The 20,365-nt window shown below is 37.6% G+C and carries 15 protein-coding genes and 1 pseudogene; 4 read left to right on the forward strand and 12 right to left on the reverse strand.

The features are described 5' to 3' along the window. The first annotated feature begins 16 nt into the window (after window positions 1–16). Window positions 17–1,123, forward strand: a complete 1,107-nt coding sequence (locus CVS93_RS07380) for an FtsW/RodA/SpoVE family cell cycle protein (protein WP_107687143.1) — start codon at window positions 17–19, stop codon at window positions 1,121–1,123. Window positions 1,124–1,160: 37 nt separating this feature from the next. On the opposite strand, the pseudogene CVS93_RS07385 reads toward CVS93_RS07380, so the two are convergent. The 4 genes and pseudogenes from CVS93_RS07385 to CVS93_RS07400 form a co-directional block, all read right to left on the reverse strand. After that, window positions 1,161–2,439, reverse strand: a pseudogene (locus tag CVS93_RS07385) (aminotransferase class V-fold PLP-dependent enzyme). A 69-nt stretch (window positions 2,440–2,508) separates the two neighbouring features. Next, window positions 2,509–3,114 (reverse strand): thiamine phosphate synthase, encoded by a 606-nt coding sequence (gene thiE / locus CVS93_RS07390; RefSeq protein WP_107687144.1) that lies wholly within the window; start codon window positions 3,112–3,114, stop codon window positions 2,509–2,511. Further along, window positions 3,107–3,853 carry a hydroxymethylpyrimidine/phosphomethylpyrimidine kinase gene (locus CVS93_RS07395; protein WP_107687145.1) on the reverse strand — a complete coding sequence of 249 codons (747 nt, stop codon included), beginning with the start codon at window positions 3,851–3,853 and terminating at the stop codon, window positions 3,107–3,109. Before CVS93_RS07395 ends, thiE begins: the two co-directional genes overlap by 8 nt. Beyond that, entirely contained in the window at window positions 3,850–5,181 is a 1,332-nt protein-coding gene (locus CVS93_RS07400) for an aminotransferase class V-fold PLP-dependent enzyme (protein WP_107687146.1), read from the reverse strand. The genes CVS93_RS07395 and CVS93_RS07400 overlap by 4 nt, the downstream gene beginning before the upstream one ends. 110 nt (window positions 5,182–5,291) lie before the next feature. On the opposite strand from CVS93_RS07400, the gene CVS93_RS07405 reads away from it, so the two are divergent. The 3 genes from CVS93_RS07405 to CVS93_RS07415 are packed head-to-tail and all read left to right on the forward strand — an operon-like array spanning window position 5,292 to window position 7,773. Then, window positions 5,292–6,128 (forward strand): DUF234 domain-containing protein, encoded by an 837-nt coding sequence (locus CVS93_RS07405; RefSeq protein WP_107687147.1) that lies wholly within the window; start codon window positions 5,292–5,294, stop codon window positions 6,126–6,128. Beyond that, complete coding sequence (locus tag CVS93_RS07410; protein WP_107687148.1) at window positions 6,125–7,114, forward strand: sensor histidine kinase; 990 nt, start codon at window positions 6,125–6,127, stop codon at window positions 7,112–7,114. Before CVS93_RS07405 ends, CVS93_RS07410 begins: the two co-directional genes overlap by 4 nt. Next, window positions 7,111–7,773, forward strand: coding sequence for a cysteine hydrolase family protein (locus CVS93_RS07415; RefSeq protein ID WP_107687149.1), 663 nt, complete (start codon window positions 7,111–7,113; stop codon window positions 7,771–7,773). Before CVS93_RS07410 ends, CVS93_RS07415 begins: the two co-directional genes overlap by 4 nt. Here the strand turns inward: CVS93_RS07415 and CVS93_RS07420 are convergent. The 8 genes from CVS93_RS07420 to purD all read right to left on the reverse strand — a co-directional run bounded on the left by CVS93_RS07420 (window position 7,770) and on the right by purD (window position 20,312). Next, window positions 7,770–8,444, reverse strand: a complete 675-nt coding sequence (locus CVS93_RS07420) for a DUF6882 domain-containing protein (RefSeq protein WP_107687206.1) — start codon at window positions 8,442–8,444, stop codon at window positions 7,770–7,772. The genes CVS93_RS07415 and CVS93_RS07420 overlap by 4 nt on opposite strands. Window positions 8,445–8,458: 14 nt before the next feature. Beyond that, complete coding sequence (gene dnaE, locus CVS93_RS07425) at window positions 8,459–12,076, reverse strand: DNA polymerase III subunit alpha (protein ID WP_107687150.1); 3,618 nt, start codon at window positions 12,074–12,076, stop codon at window positions 8,459–8,461. Window positions 12,077–12,713: 637 nt separating this feature from the next. Beyond that, window positions 12,714–13,565 (reverse strand): universal stress protein, encoded by an 852-nt coding sequence (locus CVS93_RS07435; protein WP_021091781.1) that lies wholly within the window; start codon window positions 13,563–13,565, stop codon window positions 12,714–12,716. A gap of 17 nt (window positions 13,566–13,582) precedes the next feature. After that, window positions 13,583–15,781, reverse strand: a complete 2,199-nt coding sequence (locus CVS93_RS07440; RefSeq protein WP_107687151.1) for a polyribonucleotide nucleotidyltransferase — start codon at window positions 15,779–15,781, stop codon at window positions 13,583–13,585. Next, a complete protein-coding gene (locus CVS93_RS07445) occupies window positions 15,771–16,469 on the reverse strand; it encodes a phosphoribosyltransferase family protein (protein WP_107687152.1) in 699 nt (232 codons plus the stop codon). Before CVS93_RS07445 ends, CVS93_RS07440 begins: the two co-directional genes overlap by 11 nt. Next, a complete protein-coding gene (locus CVS93_RS07450) occupies window positions 16,470–18,629 on the reverse strand; it encodes an LPS-assembly protein LptD (protein ID WP_107687153.1) in 2,160 nt (719 codons plus the stop codon). It abuts the gene before it with no gap. After that, window positions 18,622–19,071: an RDD family protein gene (locus tag CVS93_RS07455; protein WP_072595114.1), complete on the reverse strand. Its 450-nt coding sequence runs from the start codon at window positions 19,069–19,071 to the stop codon at window positions 18,622–18,624. The genes CVS93_RS07450 and CVS93_RS07455 overlap by 8 nt, the downstream gene beginning before the upstream one ends. Next, the gene (purD, locus tag CVS93_RS07460) at window positions 19,068–20,312 is read right to left on the reverse strand and encodes a phosphoribosylamine--glycine ligase (RefSeq protein WP_107687154.1); all 1,245 of its coding nucleotides are present in this window, start codon (window positions 20,310–20,312) and stop codon (window positions 19,068–19,070) included. Before purD ends, CVS93_RS07455 begins: the two co-directional genes overlap by 4 nt. Window positions 20,313–20,365 lie beyond the last annotated feature (53 nt).

The raw sequence follows: 20,365 nt of genomic DNA on the forward strand, positions 1-20,365 counted from the left end.
AATTAAGGTTTGCTTCTTGATAAAACTAGATCGGCGTATTTTAACACATTTTGATTTTATTCAGCCGTTTTTAATAATCCCAATCATCATAATTTCATACATCCTAGTTTCCGAGGCAAACGACATTTTAGCAAACAAACAGCTTATATATTTTGGCATAGGTTTTGCATCATTTTGTGTAGCATTTTTACTGCCCATTAGGCGTATCGACTGGATCATTCCGATGTTTTACTGGGTCTGCATCGTACTACTTTTAAGCGTTGATCTCTTTGGCGTTAGCAAACTAGGAGCTAGGCGCTGGCTAGAAATTCCCTTCGTCCACTTCACACTTCAGCCATCAGAGCTGATGAAGCCAGCCTTTTTGCTGATGCTAGCCTATCTAGTTAAGCAGCGCCCGCCAGAGGTCGATGGTTACGGGCTAAAAGACTTTTTAAGACTTAGTTTTTACATACTTTTGCCATTTGCACTCATCATGAAAGAGCCTGATCTTGGCACCGCGCTCATACTTTTGATAGTTGGCTACACCATCCTTTTTGTAATCGGCGTAAATAAGAAAATTTGGATCTGCATCATCCTTGCCATAGGCTTTTTGGCGCCGGTTTTGTATGAAAATTTACATGACTATCAAAAAAAGAGGATTCACGACTTCATCGCCGAAGAGCCAAGCTACCACGTCAAACAAAGCATCATCGCCATAGGTAGCGGCGGATTAAAGGGCAAGCCAAAGGACGAAGCAACGCAGACGCACTTTAAATTTTTACCAATCGCCACTAGTGACTTCATCTTTGCCTACAACATCGAGCGTTTTGGCTTTTATGGTGGATTGTTTCTGCTTGGGCTTTATGGAGCACTTATAACACATCTTTTAAGTTTAAATTACGGCCTAAAAAATGACTATTTTACACAAGTTACCACCACGGGGATTGCTGCACTTATTTTCGTTTATGTGGGTGTAAATGTCTCGATGACAATCGGTTTTGCACCAGTTGTAGGCGTGCCACTGCCATTTTTTAGTTACGGCGGAAGCAGCTTTGTTACATTTATGGTGCTTTTTGGAATTTTGCAAAATTTGCTAACTTTTAGATTTGATAGAACTTATAGCTTTATAAAAATTCACTTCTAAAATTTTCTCTGCAAGTATCAAGTATATAGTTTTTGCTCTATCCTTCTTTGTGCTTTTTGATGCAAGATTTTATGGCATTTATAAGATATTTTATATCCTCTTTTGTATGCGTGTAGTGAATGCTAACACGTACCCAGCCAGGCTTTTCGTCAAAAATGGCATTATCTTTTAAATGAAGCAAATCATGTCCATACGGCCCAGCGCAATCACAGCCTGCGCGTGTTTGGATGCCAAATTCGCTACTTAAACTAGCAGCAAAATCATAAGGCGAAATGCCTTTTACATTAAATGCAAAAATAGGTAATCTGTCTAAATTTTCAGGGCAATAATTTATCACCTCATCTATCTTTTCTAGCTCTTTGCAAAACATCTCGCCTAGCTCACATTCAGCTACTTTGATATTATTAAGTCCGGTTTCATTTCTTAGCTTGTAGGCTAAATTTGCACGCATTAGTTGCATTATCGGCGGTGTACCGCCCTCTTCTAAATTTTCAACTTCATTAGTAAAAATATGCGATGTCCTGCTTACGTACTTGACTGTGCCTCCAGCTGCAAATGTAGGCAAATTTTTACAAAGCTCTTTTTTGATAGCCAAAAGCCCACAACTCCCAACTCCGCCAAGTAGCTTGTGAGGTGAGAGAAACAGTGCGTCAAAATATCTGCAATCAACATTTTCATAAGCACTAAGAGTGGCCACATCAAGCGCTAAAATGCCATTGTATTTTTTGATTAGTGAATAAATTTTTTTATAATTAGTTTTAACGCCAGTGACGTTTGAGGCAGCACTAAAGCTAGCTATTATCTTTCTTTTTGCATTTTGCTTTAATGTATTCTCAAGCATCGCATAATCTATCTCATTATTTTCATCAAGCTCTATACGTTTTATATCACAAAGCCCTTCTCTTAGGCTAACTTCAACAGAGTGATGCTCATAAGGGCCAATGATCGCTAATGGCAAGTTTAATTTTCTTAAATTTGCTTCACCGATCAAGCCTCTTGTAGCTGGTGAGATATAAATTCCCATTATCTCCTGAAATTTCTTTATCGCAGCCGTTGCGCCTTGACCAGTTGCGACAAGGTAAAAGCTCTCCATCAAGACCCAAAAGCTCCTTTAGTTCAGCTCTTGCGTTTTCATATCTTTTTTGAGTTAGCACCGCACTTGAGCTGCTATCAGAGTGAGTATTGGCATAGGTTTTTAAAAATTTTGAAATTTCATCTTCAATGGGCTTGTAAGCAAGACCTGAAGCCGTGTAATCAAAATAGTAAAGACCTTCTTTTAAAATGATATTTTTTCTTACTTCATCGATATTTAGCAATGTTTTCCTTTTATTTAAAGCAGGGATTATAATTAAATTTTCATAAAAAGCTTGCAAAACAAGTATCTTTTAAAGCAATAAATTTCTTTGTAAATTTTCTATATTTTTCTTTATTGTGCCATCTTTATAGATAGCAGATATTAAGGCGATCATGTCTGGCTTTACTCTAGCAACACTTGCAATGTTGCTAGCATTTATGCCTCCTATGACACATACATTCATTCCCATTTCTTTTGCTTGTGATACAGTTTGAGCCTTGCAAAGTGGAGCATTTGGTTTTGTTGAGCTTTTAAACATAGCTCCAAAAGCCACATAGCTAGCACCATTTTGTTTTGCCCTAAGGGCAAGCTCCAAGCTATCATAGCAGCTAACTCCCACGTAAGCATCATCCCCTAAAATTTCAAACGCCTCTTTTATGCTCGCATCATCTTTTCCCAAATGCACGGACTTTGCCCCGATATTAGCAGCAAATAAAATATCATCATTTACGATAAATCTTGCTCCAAATTTTTCGCATAGGTTGAAAATTTCACCAGCTAGCCTCTCATCTTTGGGTATTTTTTTAGAGCGAAATTGAAAAAATTTTACCCCACACTCTAAAATTTCTTTAGTGTATTGCAAGGCTAAATTTTCAGGCATCAATACATCGTCGCTAATCGCGTAAATTTCAATCACTTATGCCAACTTTATGATTTAGTAGACGTTTGCCAAATTTTGTCGTAATTGCATTTTTAATAGCATTTAAAATGTATTTTTTGGCTAGTTTTATAGCCTCTTCTTTGGTGTGTCCATTTGCCAGCAAGCAGGCCAGCGCACTCGCAAAACTACATCCAGCCCCGTGCATGATCTCTGGTTGTATTAGTGGCTCTTTAAATTTAAGCACGTCACCATTCTTTTTAAAAAGAGTATCTTCGCAAATTTCTGCAACCATGCTTCGCTTTAAGATCATATCGCAAGGCAAATTTTTGCTATCAAGCTCCAAAACTTTAGCTTCATCGATATTTGGCGTAATAATGTCTGCAAATTTAAAAAGCTCTTTTAAGCTTGTTATCGCGTCATCCTCAAGAAGCTTTGAGCCTGATTTTGCTACACAAACTGGATCTATTACTATTTTGATGCCTTGCTTATGAAATTTTTCAAGCCAAGTACCAACGCAAGATATAAGCTCTTTATTAAAAAGCATACCAACCTTGATAGCATCTATATTTAGCTCCTCGTCTACCATTTTGATTTGTTCATTTAGATTTGTAACATTTGTAGCAAAGATATTGCTAACGCCATTTGTATTTTGTGCCGTAAAAGCCGTTATAGCTGTCGCTGCGTAGCAAGAAAACGCCTCGCATGTCTTAATATCAGCCTGCACACCAGCACCGCCAACGCTGTCACTTCCTGCAATGATTAATATATTTTTCATCTATCTCCCATACAACCTGAAATTTTATCAACACTAAAAGGATCATCGACTTTCCAACTACTTGAATACTTTTTAATGCTATTTTTTAATGCATCTACTAAATAATCCACGTCTTGTAGTGTATGCGTATAGTGGAGTCCAGCCCTTACCCAGCCTGGCTTATGGGTAAATAGTGCATCTTCTTTTAAATGAAGCAAATCATGTCCATATGGCCCAGCACAAGAACATCCTGCACGCGTTTGAATGCCATATTCTTTGCTTAAAACTTTAGCTAGTTCATAAGGCGAAACACCAGTCACGTTAAAAGAAAATATTGGCAAACGCTTTGCATTATTTGGATGATAGCAAGTAAGCTCAGGAATTTCTGCTAGTCTTTTTTCCAAATACTCTCCAAGCTCGCTCTCATTTTCATATATTGTTCCAAATCCTATCTCATTTCTTAGCCTATAAGCCAAATTTGCCCTTATAAGTCCTAAAATAGGCGGAGTGCCGGCCTCTTCTAGCTGTTCACTATCTTTTACAAATATAGCATAGTTTTTGCTGACATAACTTACCGTTCCACCGCCAGCAAATGTCGGCTCATCTGAGTTTGCCAGTATTTTTTTTATAGCAAGAAGCCCACAGCTCCCTACTCCACCGAGCAGTTTATGTGGCGATAGAAAAAGAGCATCAAAATAGTCACAGTCAATGTTTCCATAAGCGCTAAAACTTGCAGCATCAAATGCCACAATGCCACCATAAGATTTTATAAGAGTATAAATTTTTCTATAATCGCTCAAAACCCCAGTCACATTTGAAGCCACACTAAAAGTTGCGATGATCTCACGACCGACATTTATCCTTAAAATTTGCTCCAAATGATTAAAGTCGATCCCTCCATTTTTATCAAGCCTGATACGCTCAACCTCACAAAGTGCTTGCCTAAAGCTTATCTCATTTGAATGATGCTCATAAGGGCCAAGCACCACAAGTGGAGAATTTTCATCTGGCTTTAGGGCATATCTTTTTTTGAGCGCTGGCGGTGCATAAATTCCTAAAATTTCTTGAAATTTCTTTATCGCACCGGTAGCTCCATTGCCACAAGCAAAAATATAAAAGCTCTCATCAAGTCCTAGTAAGTTTTTTAATTCACGTCTTGAATCTTCGTATATTTGAGCGGTTTTATAGGCGTTTGATGAGCTGATAGAGTGCGTATTTGCATATGTTTGAAGTATTTTTACCATCTCATCTTCGATAGGTTTATAAGCTAGTCCTGAAGCTGTAAAGTCAAAATAATAAACACCATTTTTTAAAATTATATTTTCTCTAATATGCTCTAAATTTACCAAACCACAACCCTTGTTTTTTGCGTAGCATTATAGATTACTTTAGCTAAAATATACTACAATGCCCAAATAAAGGAGCCAATATAAAAGCTTTAAAATCAACATTTGAGCGAATGAAACACCTTGATATAAATGAACTTATTAAATTTCATCTCGTCTTTGATGAGTTTGATTTAAAGCACTCATATTATGATGTTTTTGAAGCAATCGAGGCTGAAATTTTAAACAACTTCTTAGCCTTGATGCCAAAATTTTACTTCGAATCCGATACAAACTATGCCATAAAATCTGCCCTCATAAAACTTGCACGAAGCGATAGAAAAAAATTTAACGTACGTAAAATTTTACCTCAAAGCCTAGCTAGCAAAGTTTACGCAAAGCTTTTTGAAAAGAATTTTTTACTGATTGAAAAAAGTAGAGAAGTTTTACCAAAAAGATCAAAAAATCAAATGCTAAAAAAGGAAGAAAGGGGCTATAAAGTTGAGGATAAAATACATTTTAATAGCCATTTTTCAAGGTTTTGGTTTAGATTTATAGAGCCAAATTTAAGCTTGCTAAAAGCTGGTAAAAATGATGAAATTTTAGCCATTATAAAAAAGGAATTTGACGAATATGCAAGCCTTGGATTTGAAATTTTATGCGGTGAGCTCATGGCAAAAAAATTTCTGATTAATGGCATATTTTTAAGTAGCTTTTGGAGCAGGAATATAGAGCTTGATATGCTATTAAATATAGATGGTAAGATCATAGTCGGCGAGGCAAAATACAAAGAGAGAAAGGTTTGTAAAAACGTGCTAAATTTACTATTAAAAAAATGCGAAAAACTAAATATCAGGCCAGATATTATTGCTCTTTTTTCAAAGAGTGGATTTAGTAGCGAGCTAAGAAATCTAAAGGATGAAAGGCTAAGGCTTTATGAAATTAGCGATTTTGAGGAACTTTTAAAATGAACGAACACGATATCCAAGCTGGCTTAAAAAGCCTGATAGAGCAGACTTATCTGATAGAAAACGAATATAAAAATTTAACATTATCTTACGCAAATTTGCAAAATTTCATTAAAGATATTGTAGAAATTCTGCCAAATGCTATCTGGGTGTTAGATGAAAATGATGAGATTTTTTTACAAAACTCAGAAGCAGTAAGACTTGGTAAAATTTTTAAAGAGATACCAAAAAAAGAGGGCGAGATAAATGTAGATGGGCAAATTTATCTTTTTAAAACAAGCTCTAAAGACAATAAACTAATAATCTCTGCAACAAACATAACAGTAGAAAAACGCACCGAGCGTCTTGCCTCGATGGGTCAAGTAGCAGCTCACTTAGCCCACGAGATCAGAAATCCAGTAGGCTCTATCTCGCTTTTAGCTTCAACACTGCTTAAAAGAGCTGATGAGCGCATACAGCCTATCGTAAATCAAATACAAAAAGCTACATGGCGAGTCGAACGCATAATCAAAGCCACTCTACTTTTTACAAAGGGTCTTAACATAAATGCACAAATTTTTGACTTTTCGCAGCTTAAAAAAGAATGCGAAGAGGCTATAAATTTTTACGACTACTCAAAGGATATTAAATTTAGCCTAGAATTTCCAGATGGCAAATATATGGGCGACCTTGATCTACTAGCCATCGTCTTTCAAAATATTTTATTTAACGCCATTGATGCCATCGAAGAGAGCGATGATGATGAGGGAGAGATCATTTTAAGCTATGAAAAAACACCAAGTGAGCATAAATTTATCGTTTATGATAGTGGCGAACCTATCAAAGATAAAGCCATAGTCTTTGAGCCATTTAAAAGTAGCAAGCTAAAAGGAAATGGCCTTGGGCTGCACCTTTGCTTGCAGATCATAGAGGCTCACAAAGGCAGTATCGAGATCACACTAAATCCAAAAACATTTTGCATAAATTTACCAATAAAGGAGAAAGAATGAACATACAAAACGAACTTGAGGCTTTTAAAAAATCTCTTCAAACGCTTGATTTAAGAGAAATTTCAAACAATGGAGCAAAAAACGTTGCATTTATCTGTATTGATATGATAGAAGCATTTGCTGGCAGTGGCGCGCTCGCTAGCCAAAGAGTGGCCGCCTTATCAAATGGGATCGCGACACTCTTTGATAGAGCGTGGAGAGATTTTGGTTTTAGAAATTTTATCCTTATAGAAGATAGACACACCAGTGATTCAAAAGAATTTGAGAATTTTCTACCACATGCCATACTTGATACAAATGAGATAAAAACCGTAAAAGAGATAGAAAATCTAAGCTTTTTTAAAGAGTTCAAGACATTTTATAAAAACTCTTTAAGCATTGCGTTTAATAAAGAATTTGAGAAATTTTTAGAGCAAAACCCACAAATTGACACTTTTATTGTTACTGGAGATTGCACTGATATGTGCGTTTATCAGTGCGTCAGTTATCTTAAACTACGGGCCAATGAATACAACAAAAAAGCAAGAGTTATCGTGCCGTTTGATCTTACGCAAACATATGACATACCAGGACATAATGGCGACTTTTACCACGAGATGTTTTCTCTTCATATGAAGCTAGCACTTGGCGCTGATGTGGTAAAGAGTATTAAATTTTAAAGCTTACTTGAAATATTTATGAGCCTATTTAGCTCGTCAAATTTAAAGCTAAGCTCGTATTTATCCGATGCAATTTCATTAGGACTTTCGCTAAATTTCATATCACAGCTTAGTAAAAGTCCTTTTATAAAGATTTTGTGATCTAGCTCGTAAGTGCTTAAACACTCATTTACTATGCTCAAAAGCTCATTTGCTAGCACTGGCTCCTCAAAGACCACATCTGATCTAAAAGCCACATACGCCGCTCCGCCCTCGTACTCTATCCTATAATAATTTTGCTCATCAAAAGCGGTGCAAAGAACCATACTAATCGTATAACCATTAAAATTTTCATCTAGCTCAAATCGTGGCGTACTAAACGCGCTAAGTCCAAATTTCTCGCCAAACGCACGTGCTTTATTTGCAAGCTCAAGTAGCCGCTCATCAAAGCCATTTATATTTTCATAACCCCAAAGCCACGTATTTGACGAGAAGCTTTCAGAGCCAATAAACTGCATGTCAAACTCACGCCCATCAAAGTAAATTTTGCCACTATCAAAATCAACCTGCCAGTTGCTACCTTCAACAAGTAGCTTAAATGCACGTTTTTGAAGTAATGTCGCTTTGCCAACACATGCGCTAAAAAGCTCGCTCCAGTTACTTTTATCTACGCCAAGCTTATCTAAAAACATCGCTTCTCCAGGCCTTAGCAAGCTATTGCTTGAAGTGCTTTTTCTTTAAAGCTATCATTTACAACAAATTTTGTCTTATAGACAAAAATTTGAGCCGTATTTTCATTTTTTATCTTAATAACAAGACGTTTATCATTGTTTGTGCCACTTTTTATATGTTCGTTATAGCCAAGATTATAAAGGCTAGTTATCTTATCTTTGCTAAGCTCACTAAGGCATAAAAGCACCTCTAGCTCAGCATACTCTCTTACTTTTTGAGGGGCGCTCGTCTCTTCATTTTTAGAAAATTTAGAGTTTTGTTTTAGCTTTCTTGTCTTAAAGTCTAAATTTTGTGCATCTTCTAGGCTATAAACCTCGTTTAAATTTGTCCTTACAAATTGATCATCTTTTGTGATATTTATCCTAAAAGCATAAGGCAGGTCGCGTTTTGCTTCATCTTTTACTATATCTTCGATGTTGCCAAGCTCTCTTTCAAAGACTGCGATCTCGATATTTCCGTGAAAATCAAGGACGTTTATAGTGCCCATTTTCTTGCCACTTTTGGTTATCCTTGTGCTAAAGTCCTCGATCTTACCAACTACTAAAATTTCAGCACTTTGTGGCAAACTCTCAAATTCTGAGCTTAGAGTATATTTTATCTTGTTGATCTCGTCTTTATAATCATCAAGCGGGTGGCCTGAGAGGTAGATACCAACGCTCTCTTGCTCAAATTTTAAAATTTGTTTGATGTCAAATTCATCATTTATCGTGACAAAATTTATCTTCACACCGTTCATGCTCTCATCTTCGCCAAACAAGCTCTCAACTGCATTTTTACGGATCTGAGCAGCACTTTTGCAAGCTTCTATGATATTTTCTACATTTTGCATAAGCATCTTGCGACTAAAGCCAAACTCATCAAAGCAACCAGCTTTTATAAGGCTTTCAAAGACCTTTTTATTTACTTTAAATGGATCGATCCTTGAGACAAAGTCGTCCATACTCTTAAACTCGCCATTTGCTTCACGCTCAGTGATAATGTTTTCAATAGCCGCTCCGCCAACACCTTTAATCGCACCAAGCCCAAAGATAATGCCGTCATGATCGCCATTTTTAACGACGCTAAATTCTTTAGTTGATTTGTTGATAGATGGCGGCAAAGTATCGATATTTATACGCTTTATCTCATCGATATAGCGAACGATCTTATCGACGTTGCTCTCCTCGCTTGTAAGAAGTGCAGCCATAAATTCAGCTGGGTAATAGGCCTTAAGATAAGCTGTTTGAAAGGTAACATAAGCGTAAGCTGCGGAGTGAGATTTATTAAAGCCATATCCTGCAAATTTTACAATTAGCTCGAAAAGATCGTCTGCTTTTTGTCCATTTAGCCCTTTTGCCTCAGCTCCTTTTACAAACTCACCCTTTAGTCTGTCCATCTCTTCTTTGATCTTTTTACCCATCGCACGGCGTACAAGGTCCGCCCCGCCAAGGCTAAAGCCGCCTATGGCTTGAACGATTTGCATAACTTGTTCTTGATAGACGATTACACCGTATGTTGGCGCAAGGATTGGCTCAAGCTCTTTAAATGAGTATGTTATCTCCGCCTCGCCATGTTTTCTTTTGACAAAGTCATCAAGCATACCACTTTCCATCGGTCCTGGTCGGTAGAGTGCTAGCATCGCGACGATATCCTCGAAGCAGTCTGGACGCAAGCTAGTTCCTAGCTTTCTCATGCCCTCGCCCTCGATTTGGAAAATTCCTATCGCTTGGCCGCTTTGTATCATTTTATAAACATTAGAATCGTTTTTATCGATCTGCTCCCAAATGATATCCTTGCCAGTTCGTTGTTTTACCAGCTTTATGGCATTATCGATAACCGTTAGTGTTTTTAGTCCAAGAAAGTCAAATTTAATTAAATCCACATCCTCAAGATACTTAAGGCTATACTGCGTAACATATCGATCTTCTGGGCTATTTGGCTGACGAAAAAGCGGAGTTTTATTCCATAGCTCCTCATTTGAGATAACGACACCTGCTGCGTGCTGGCCGGCGTTTCTATTTAGCCCCTCAAGATCAAGTGCAAATTTCCAAATTTTAGCTGCCTTTGGATTTTGACTTATTAGCTCAGCTATCTTTGGCTCTTTTTCATAAGCATCTTTTAGTGTAATACCAAGTTCATCAGGTATTAGCTTTGCCATCGCATCGGCTTCGGCGTAAGGCATATCACAAACCCTAGCAACATCTCTAATGACACCTTTTGCAAGCAATTTACCAAATGTAATAACGCCAGCAACGTTAAATTTTCCATATTTTTGCGTAACATAGTCAATTATTTCGCCACGCCTACTTTGACAAAAATCCACGTCGATATCTGGCATACTAACACGCTCCGGGTTTAGAAATCTCTCAAAAAGTAGGTTGTATGGGATCGGGTCAAGGTCAGTGATCTTTAGCGAGTAAGCGACCAAGCTACCAGCCGCAGAACCACGTCCTGGACCAACTGGCACACCTCTACTTTTAGCCTCATTTATGAAGTCCCAAACGATCATCATATAGCCTGGGAAATTCATTTTGTTTATGATGCCAATCTCTATCTCAAGACGCTTTTTGTATTCGTCATGTAAATTTTCAGGGACAAATTTTAGCCTCTCTTCAAGCCCCTTTCTACATTCATATTCAAAAAATACAGCATCATTTTTAAAGCTATATCTATTTTCAGGCTCTGGAAGTGTTAAATTTCTCTCTTTAGCATACTCAAGTGTAAATTTAAAATTTGGCGGAGTTGGGTTGCCAAGCTTGATCTCAAGATTGCACTTATCCACGATCTCTTGGGTGTTTTCTATCACTTCAGGGATATCTAAAAATAGCTCACTCATCTGCTCTTTGCTTTTTACAAAAAACTCATGGACGCTGTGGCGAAGTCGGTTTGGATCATCTAAAGTTTTGTTCATCGCGATACACATAAAAACCTCATGCGCGTCAGCTCGCTCTTTAAAAGTGTAGTGAGTATCGTTTGTAGCGATAACCTTTATGCCAGTCTCTTTAGCGATGCGTAAAATATCATCATCAATGCGTTTTTGATCGCCGATGCCGTGACGCATGATCTCAAGATAAAAGTCATCTCCAAAAATTTCTTTATACTCAAGCGCGACCTCTTTTGCTCTCTCATAGCCCTTTGCGCCAAATTTCACATTGCGATCACTTAAATTTAGATGCCAACTCACCTCGCCCTGCAAGCAAGCAGAGCTACAAACCAAGCCCTCGCTGTGCTCTTTTAAAATTCTTTTATTTATACGAGGATAGTAGTAAAAGCCCTCGATGTAGCTCATAGAGCTAAGATACATTAAATTTTTATAGCCAGTCTCGTTTTTGGCGATTAGTATAAGGTGAAAGCGCTGTTTAGTACTCTTGTCATCAAGCTGCTCGCCATTATGAACGTAAGCTTCGATGCCAATTAGCGGTTTTATCCCCTCTTTTTTCATCGCCTTGTAAAAATCTATCGCTCCAAACATATTGCCGTGATCAGTAATCGCCGCTGCTGTGTCGCCTCTATCATGAAGCACGTGAGCTAGCTCTTTTATCTTGTTCGCTCCGTCAAGTAGGGAGTATTCGGTGTGTAAATGTAGGTGTGTAAAGCTAGAATTTTCACTCATTTTTTATCCTTTTTTAATGAGTGGATTTTACAAAATTTTGGCTAATAAGGTGCTTGATGAAAACTTAATGGGAGCTTTAAAATTTAGATATTTTTCAGTCTGTGGCTAAGAACGAAGCACGCTGCCATCTGACGCACTATGGTCTTGTAAATTTTAAAATTTTATGAACGAGTAATTTCGGCTCTGATTTTAGTGGCAAGCTTTGCGAGACTTAAAATCAGTAGTCAATTCTTGTGAGTGAGTGAAGTTTTAAAATTTGAAAATAGTAAATTTCTATTTTTGAAATCCCAACTTTAAATTTATAAACTCTTTTATTCAAAAGGGAGGCAAGGGGACTCAAGTTACGATCTGCTTGCAGTTGCGAGCCTACGAAGCAAAGCCGTCTCCTTATCTCTCTTTGATCCTTCGATCCCCTCGAATGTTAGAGGTGCATGCAAATGTGCTAGTGCACTGCATGCGCTTTATCATCAGGCAAGTGTTGAATAAATTTTAAAATTTCATGAACGAGTAATTTCGGCTCTGATTTGAGTGGCAAGCTTTGCGAGACTTAAAATCAGTAGTCAATTCTTGCGAGTGAATGGAATTTTAAAATCTATAAAGTGAAAAAAAATTAGATCGCGGACTAAGCCGCAATCCATTATAGATAAACTGGGATATTTGTGTGTTCCAAGAAAAATCTCGAAGTGCCACCAAGTACCATTTCCATAAGACCATTTTCACCATATCTGCTAGCAACGATTAGATCAGCATTTCTATCAATAGCCGCTTTTAAAAGCGCTTCGCCAGGTATCATCGTGGTAGCGATTACTTCAAATGTGGCTGATATGCCATGAATTTTGAAGTACTCTTCAAGCTTTTTAAGATTTAGCTCGGCATTGTCGCCAAGACTTGCTTTTGAGGTAATGCACTGAACCTTTTTCGCCTTTTTTAAAAGATCTATCGAGCCTGTTAATGCCCTTGAGCTTTGCGTCGTACCAGTCCAGCTTACAAGGATATTATCGGCTTTAAACTCACGCATTTTTCTAGGGATTACAATCGCATTTTTACCACTTTTTAAAACAGCTGACTCAAATGTTCCAGTGATCTTTCCATCAAGTGGCACAGCAGCCACTACTAGGTCGCAAAATTTACTCTCTTGCTCCACTATCGCGCTTCTTTTACCACTGTGAATCGTAAAATTTGCGGTGCAAACGTCTTCAATGATTTCACTAGTTACTTTTATGCCAAGCTCAGCACAAATTTTATTAAAAATTTTCTCATTCTCTTCATGCTCGACAGCTAGTTCAGATTTAGCTGATTTTAAAAATTCTTCAAAAAGCACTCCTCCACGAAGCGTCATTTTCATATTATAAACTACGCTTGGATCAAGCTGGCAAGTCATAATTTCCATGTGTGTGTTAAACCACTGAGCAACCTTTAGGGCACCATAAATTCTTGGCTCGATATCGTCTCCAGCTCCTATTGGAAAAAGCAACTTTTTGTATTTCATCATCTATCCTTTAAAATTTATTCAACTAAAGAGAGCGAAATTTTATTTCCTTTTTGCTCACTCACACATACTTTGACCTGATCACCTACATTTAATGGAGTTTTTATCTTTGAGATATGAAGCAAGCCATCAATGCCATCTTTTAGCTCGATAAATACACCAAAATCAACCACACTCTTTACGGTTCCTAAAAACTCATCACCGATATTAAAATTTGGTTTTGAACGCTCTTTGTCGTGTTTAAACGGCTTTTTGCCAAATGAACGTCCATTGTCTTTTGAAGTGATAGAGATGATGTAGTCTTTTGCGGCATCGACATTTTTCTTTGCTCCACCAGCGATTTTCACCTCGCCTTTTTCTCTATCAAGATCGATTGAGACTTCAAATTTCTCAATGATCTCTTTTATAGTCTTGCCAGCTTGTCCGATTATGTCTACGATTTTGCTTGGATCGACACTAAATAATTCAAGTTTTGGAAGCACATCTTCATTTATTTCTATATTTTTATCCGCTTCTGCCATCAAAGATAAGATATGCTCTCTACCACGTTTTGCTTGATAAAGTGCCTCTTTTAGCACTTCTAAGCTAATGCCACCAAGTTTAATATCCATCTGAAGCGCTGTGATGCCATCGCTTGTGCCCGCTACTTTAAAGTCCATATCGCCATCGTGATCTTCAAGCCCCATGATATCTGTTAGCACTGCGTGTTTATCGCCTTCAAATATAAGACCCATAGCAACACCTGCGACAAGTTTTAAAGTATTTACGCCAGCTGCTCTAAGTGCGAGCGAGCCACCACAAACGCTAGCCATCGAGCTTGAGCCATTGCTTTCTAAAATTTCTGAAACGACTCTTATCGTATATGGAGAAGCTAGATCGATACTTGGAGCAAGGGCACGTTTGGCTAAATTTCCATGTCCAAGCTCACGTCTACCAGGAGCTTTTAGTGGGCTTGCCTCACCTACGCTAAAGCCTGGGAAATTGTAGTTAAACATAAATTTTTCTACAAAAGGTACTTTTTCAGTGAGGATGTCATACATTTGAGCGTCACTGTCAGTGCCAAGAGTAGTGACAACTAGGGCTTGTGTCTGTCCTCTTGTAAAGAGGCATGAGCCATGTGCATTTGGAAGCACATTTGTTTCGATACTAATAGGCCTAACCTCTTCAAGACCACGTCCATCAGCTCTAACACCCTCGTTTATGATCTGCTCTCTAACGATTTTCTTTTTATATTTGCCAAGGACATTTGTGATGACAGACTCGTCCCAGCCCTCTTTTTGAGCGACCTCATCACTTGAAATTTGTTTTGCGATCTTGCTAAGTTCGCTAGCGCGCTCGCTTTTTGCCATTTGATTGATCGCGTTTTTGACTTCGGCTTTATAAAATTTATCGATATAAATAGCGATATTTTCATTTTCTATCTCAGGTTTTAGCTCAAGCGCAGCGTCCTCTTTCTTATGCTCTTTGAAAGCTTCTTCGTAAGCACTGCTAGCTCTTAGTATCGCCTTACCAGCAAAATCAATCGCTTCAACCATCATATCTTCGCTAAATTCATTCATTAGCTGTTTTTGAGCCATGCTATCACTTAGGCTCGGATCTATCATCGGCTCAATCGCAACCATCGGAATGAGCTGTGTAATTTGTTGAGGCAAGCTTCTCATCTCGATCATCAAAAGCTCGTCTTTTGTGCCAGCCACGTATAGATCTATCGCACTTTGTTTTAGTTCAGAGTTGCTTGGGTTGATCACAAATTTTTCATCTATGTAGCCAACTCTCACGCCACAAACTGGGCGATTTACTGGGATGTCACTAAGATAAAGAGCAACTGAGGCTGCATTTAGACTTACAACCTGCAAATCAACCTCAGGATCGGCTGAAAGTACCATTACAACGATTTGAGTTGGATATGCGTAACCTTTTGGAAAGAGTGGCCTAAGAGATCTATCGATGATGCGAGCTGTTAGCGTTTCAAAGTCGCCTGGCTTTGTCTCGCGCTTAACATAACCGCCAGGAATTTTACCAGCAGCGTAAGCTTTTTCGATGTACTGCACCGTTAGAGGTAAAAAATCCTCCTCAACTTGTGTGTCCTCTCTTGCAACAGTTGCTAAAACGACGGTATTTTTCACCCTTAAAAGCACTGCTCCGCTAGCTTGTTTTGCTAATTTATTAAGGTCAAAAATTTCAACCTGATTATTGACTTCTATACTATATTGCATTATTTTTATCTCCTTGTTGTTTTTGTAACGGCAAATAATAAGGGCTCTCTTCTAATATCGACATGATACGCTCACTCGTAGCTTCGATCTTTTTCTCGTAATACGAATCCACATCGATAAAATCAACGATCTTGTTTATCGTGTAAATTTCATCAACCATATCATTTAAATTTGCAAAGACATCAGTAGCAATCACTGGCGTTGCGTATGAGATGGATTTTACCTTCACATCAAGCAACGTCTTTATGCAAATGAGTGCCGTCATACCAGTCTCGCACCCCTCATCGATTAGTAAAATATTTTTATCTTTTAGCTCTCCTATCAAATTTCCTTTTCGGTATTTATAAACGTTTTTTAAAATTTTTTCTTCATATTTTCTATGCGCTTCGCCGTAAATATAGTCATAGCTTATATTAAAGGCTTTTATAAGCTTATCATTTAATACTATATCTTCTGTCTCGCTAACTATTGCAACGTCGCATTCGCTATTATTTGGGGCAGGTATTGGCTCGCTAAAGAGCATCTCGTAGCTTAAATTTAAACTTCTACAAACTGCATCTGCGAGTATAACTGACTCAAGCGACATACAAACAACTATCGTCTTTTTATCTACAAGCTCTTTTTTTGGCAAAATTTCAATTAGCTTGCTAGCTGCTTCTAATCGATCCTTAAATTTAGCCGTTATCATTTAGTTGGCACTCGATTTTGTACTACTTTGTGAAAAGTCATAGTGCAAACCGCCCATTGGATAGAAATTTATCGTGAAATAGATACCATTTTTTCTAGTTGATGCTGAGCCGTTTATTGTTGTTGTTGGCTCGACATCTTGTTGATAAATTATCCCGTAATTCCAGCATTTTCTTTGATGAAGCACACCAACTCTCCAGCTTTTTGTGTAGCTTCGCTCAATATCATATTGCCAGCCGCCAATAAGGCTGTATTGATGAGGTAATTTTACTCCAAGACCACTTGTAAAATAGCTATCTTTTGTCGCACTATTTTTTATTTTGCTATCATTTTTCTTCATGGTGTGAAGCATATTTAGCCAAAATAGATCATTTGTGTATGAAAATCCGCTTTGTACCTTTTTAAGCTCTTTGCTCTTGTGTGAATATTCAAGCTTATTATAAAGGCTTAAATTTTCAAATGGATATAGATAGATAGCATTTTTTAAATTCGAATATTCATCTTCTTTTGTGTAATATCCTTGAGAAATACTATGTTTTATAATCTTTCTACCATTAGAGTTAAAGAAATACTGAGTCAGATAACCAGAAATTTCTTCCTTACTCTGCTCTTGAGTCAAGAAATTTTCATATTCATTTAGATTTTTATCATAGATAAACTCATCATCCAAATTTCCTTTTCTATAGCCTGGCAGTAGGTATTCGGCCCCAAAATTTAGAGTGTGATAAAAGCTTTCATACGCTTTTGCAAGGTCAGTGTGAAGGGTAAATTTGTGGTAATTATTTACAAAATTTGTATGTTTATCTTCTCTTTTATCATCAAATGAATTTATCTTATTCTCGTAATTTATTCTTGAAGCGTATAGATACTCGTAAAATGAAAACGTTAAGCTATCATCAAGCAGTGGCACATGCACTGAAGCTGGAAGCGTAAATTCATACTGAGTCGCTCTAACTCCTATTTTTCTATCATATCTATGTGACTGAAGATCGAGTGAATATAAGATATTTGGCAAGACAATATTATCTGTAAATTTATGATACTGAAGCGATGGAAGCTCTTGAAGCGTGTCTTTGTTCTCATTTTTTGAGCCAATCTTTTCAGTGTCTATGTAGTATTTTGCATAAGCACCAAAATAATGATCGTCATTTGCGATGAAGTAGTTAAATTTAGAAGTTACAAGCGAATCATAATCATCATCCCTGCCCTTTAAATTTAAATAATCTATATCATTTAGCTTCGTTGCGTCTATCCAAATTCCCTCTTGTAAATCCGCTTCACTAAGGTATCTTATAAGCTTATCTCTTTCGTATTTTAGTCCAATGCCTTTATGTGTTTTATTTTTTAGTTCAGCCTTATTTGAAATCTTACTTCTTTGTCTATCTTGATAGCTTTTTTTATCGTCAAACATACCAAAGCTGATTTCGCCCCTTGAATCAGGCGACTCAGTAAATCTAAACGCACCATAAATTCCAGCACCTCTGTTTGTTCTTATCTGCGGATCAAGCTCGAAGTCCCACTCATTATAAGGTGCAAAATAAATCGGCTGCTTGTAATAAAAACCTTCAGATTTTCCGTATCCAAGCTCAGGCGGTAAAAGGCCTGTTCTTCTTGTGGTATCTGTTGAAAAACCAAAATATGGCAAATAAAAAACTGGCACATTAGCTATACGAAAGACTGGGTTAAAAAGGTGTAAAAATTTGCTTTGTTTATTTAGCATAGCTGAGCTTGAGGTGATGCTCCAGTCAGGATCTTGGACATTACAGCTTGAAACCATCGCCTTTTTAACTCTATAGTACTCGCTGTCAGAGCTACTTTCATCGCTTCTCATCCATACTTCCATGTCTTTATTCATCATAAAAAGTGATTCAAAAGCAGTGTCATTATTTTTTAAATTTAGCTTTGCATAGTTTGAGCGAGAGACTTCACTCTTGCCCTTCATCATATTGACGTTACCAAATAGCTCGATAACCGAATTATTTTGATCATACACAGCACAATCAGCTGTCACAAGATAATCTTGTGAATATACAACAACGTTTTTATTAGCTGTAACGATGCCTTTATCTTGCTTTACATCATCAGCCAAAAGCTGCACATCTTGCACTGCTGCACTTAAACTAAAAACACAAACCGGAACTAAAAATAAAATTTTATGCATTTATCACCACTGTTTTTGCTATTTTGTCTTGCCAAGTCTGCCTAGCTGGATTTGCAAATGCCCATGCAAAACCAAGATAAAAACAAGCTTCACTAACCAACCTAAAAATCGCTCTTACTAGGCTTGAAATAAAATTTGGTCTATCTAAAATTTCTACATTAATGCACATCGTCTTTGTTAGCATTTGCCCAAGACTCGCGCCATAATACCAAACAAAAAATGCATGATAAATAATCTTTAGTGCGACTATTTGCCAAAAGAAATTTAAAGTCAAATTTCTAGCTTCATCATAGCTCATAACCGATAAAAAGGCATCCCAGTAAATGATCAAAAACAAAAAAGAAACAATACATTCATCAATTGAGTAAGCTAGCACTCTTTTTGAAAATGGCGCTAGCGAAATTTCTTCTTTTTCAAGTTTTTCAACTATCTGCATACTCATTTCAACGCCTGCCAGGCAATATCTTTTCTATAATGTGCTCCGTCAAATTTTACATTTTCGCAAAGCTCATAAGCTCTATCACGTGCTTCTTTTATACTCTTTGCAGTAGCCACGCAGACTAATACTCTGCCACCATCTGCATAAATTTCTCCGCCTTGCTCGCTAACACCAGCATAAGCAATGTAAGCATCTTTTACATCATTTAAAACTGAAATTTTAGCTTTTGGACTACTTTTATACGGATAGTCCTTACTAGCCATTACGACGCCAACTGCAAATTCATCTTTTAAGCTAATAGGCTTTAGCTCGCCCTTTGCAGCATTTAGTAAAATTTCGCTTAAATTTCCGTCAATTAATGGCATCAAGACCTCGCACTCAGGATCGCCAAATCTCACGTTAAACTCAAGCACATAAGGCTCATTTTTCACGATCATCAGTCCTACAAAAAGCACTCCGCAAAATGGACTGCCCTCGTTTTTCATCCCTTTTAGTGTAGGTTTTACCACCTCTTCTTCGACTCTTTTTATCAGCTCTTTTGAAGCAAGCGGACTTGGAGCATAGGCGCCCATACCGCCAGTATTTGGGCCCTCGTCGTTATCAAGCAGGCGTTTGTGGTCTTGTGCCACTGGCAAGCTTACGAAATTTTCGCCATCACAAATAGCGAAAAAGCTAAGCTCAAAGCCATCCAAAAACTCTTCAACCACCACAAATTTACCAGCCTCACCAAAGCTAGCCCCACTTAGCATGTCACTAACTGCCTCTTTGGCCTCTTCTTTAGAATTTGCGATGATCACGCCTTTTCCAGCGCAGAGTCCATCAGCTTTTACAACCATTGGCACGCTTAAAGTATCTATAAATTTAAATGCTTTTTCTTTGTCATCTGTGTTTAAATATTTTGCAGTTTTTATATTATTTCTAGCTAAGAAGTCCTTCATATAGGCCTTGCTAGCCTCTAGTCTGGCCGCTGCTTTGCTTGGTCCAAATATAAGCAAACCCTCTTTTTTAAAGATATCCACCACACCTTCACTAAGCGGTGCTTCAGGGCCTACGATAGTCAGGGTAATATCATTTTGTTTAGCAAATTTTGCAAGCTCACAAAAGTCTTTTATCTTTAAATTCTCGCCAAGGCGTGAGGTCGCACCATTTCCCGGCGCAAAGTATAAATTTATATTTTTTTCTTTTTTTAGTTTTAGAGCAATGGCGTATTCGCGGCCGCCACTTCCTATTATGAGAATATTCATTTCATCTCCGTAAATTTAAAAAACCCGAGTGGGCGTCGCATAGAAGAGTGGCC

Source organism: Campylobacter concisus, assembly GCF_003048535.1.
Lineage (GTDB): Bacteria > Campylobacterota > Campylobacteria > Campylobacterales > Campylobacteraceae > Campylobacter_A > Campylobacter_A concisus_S.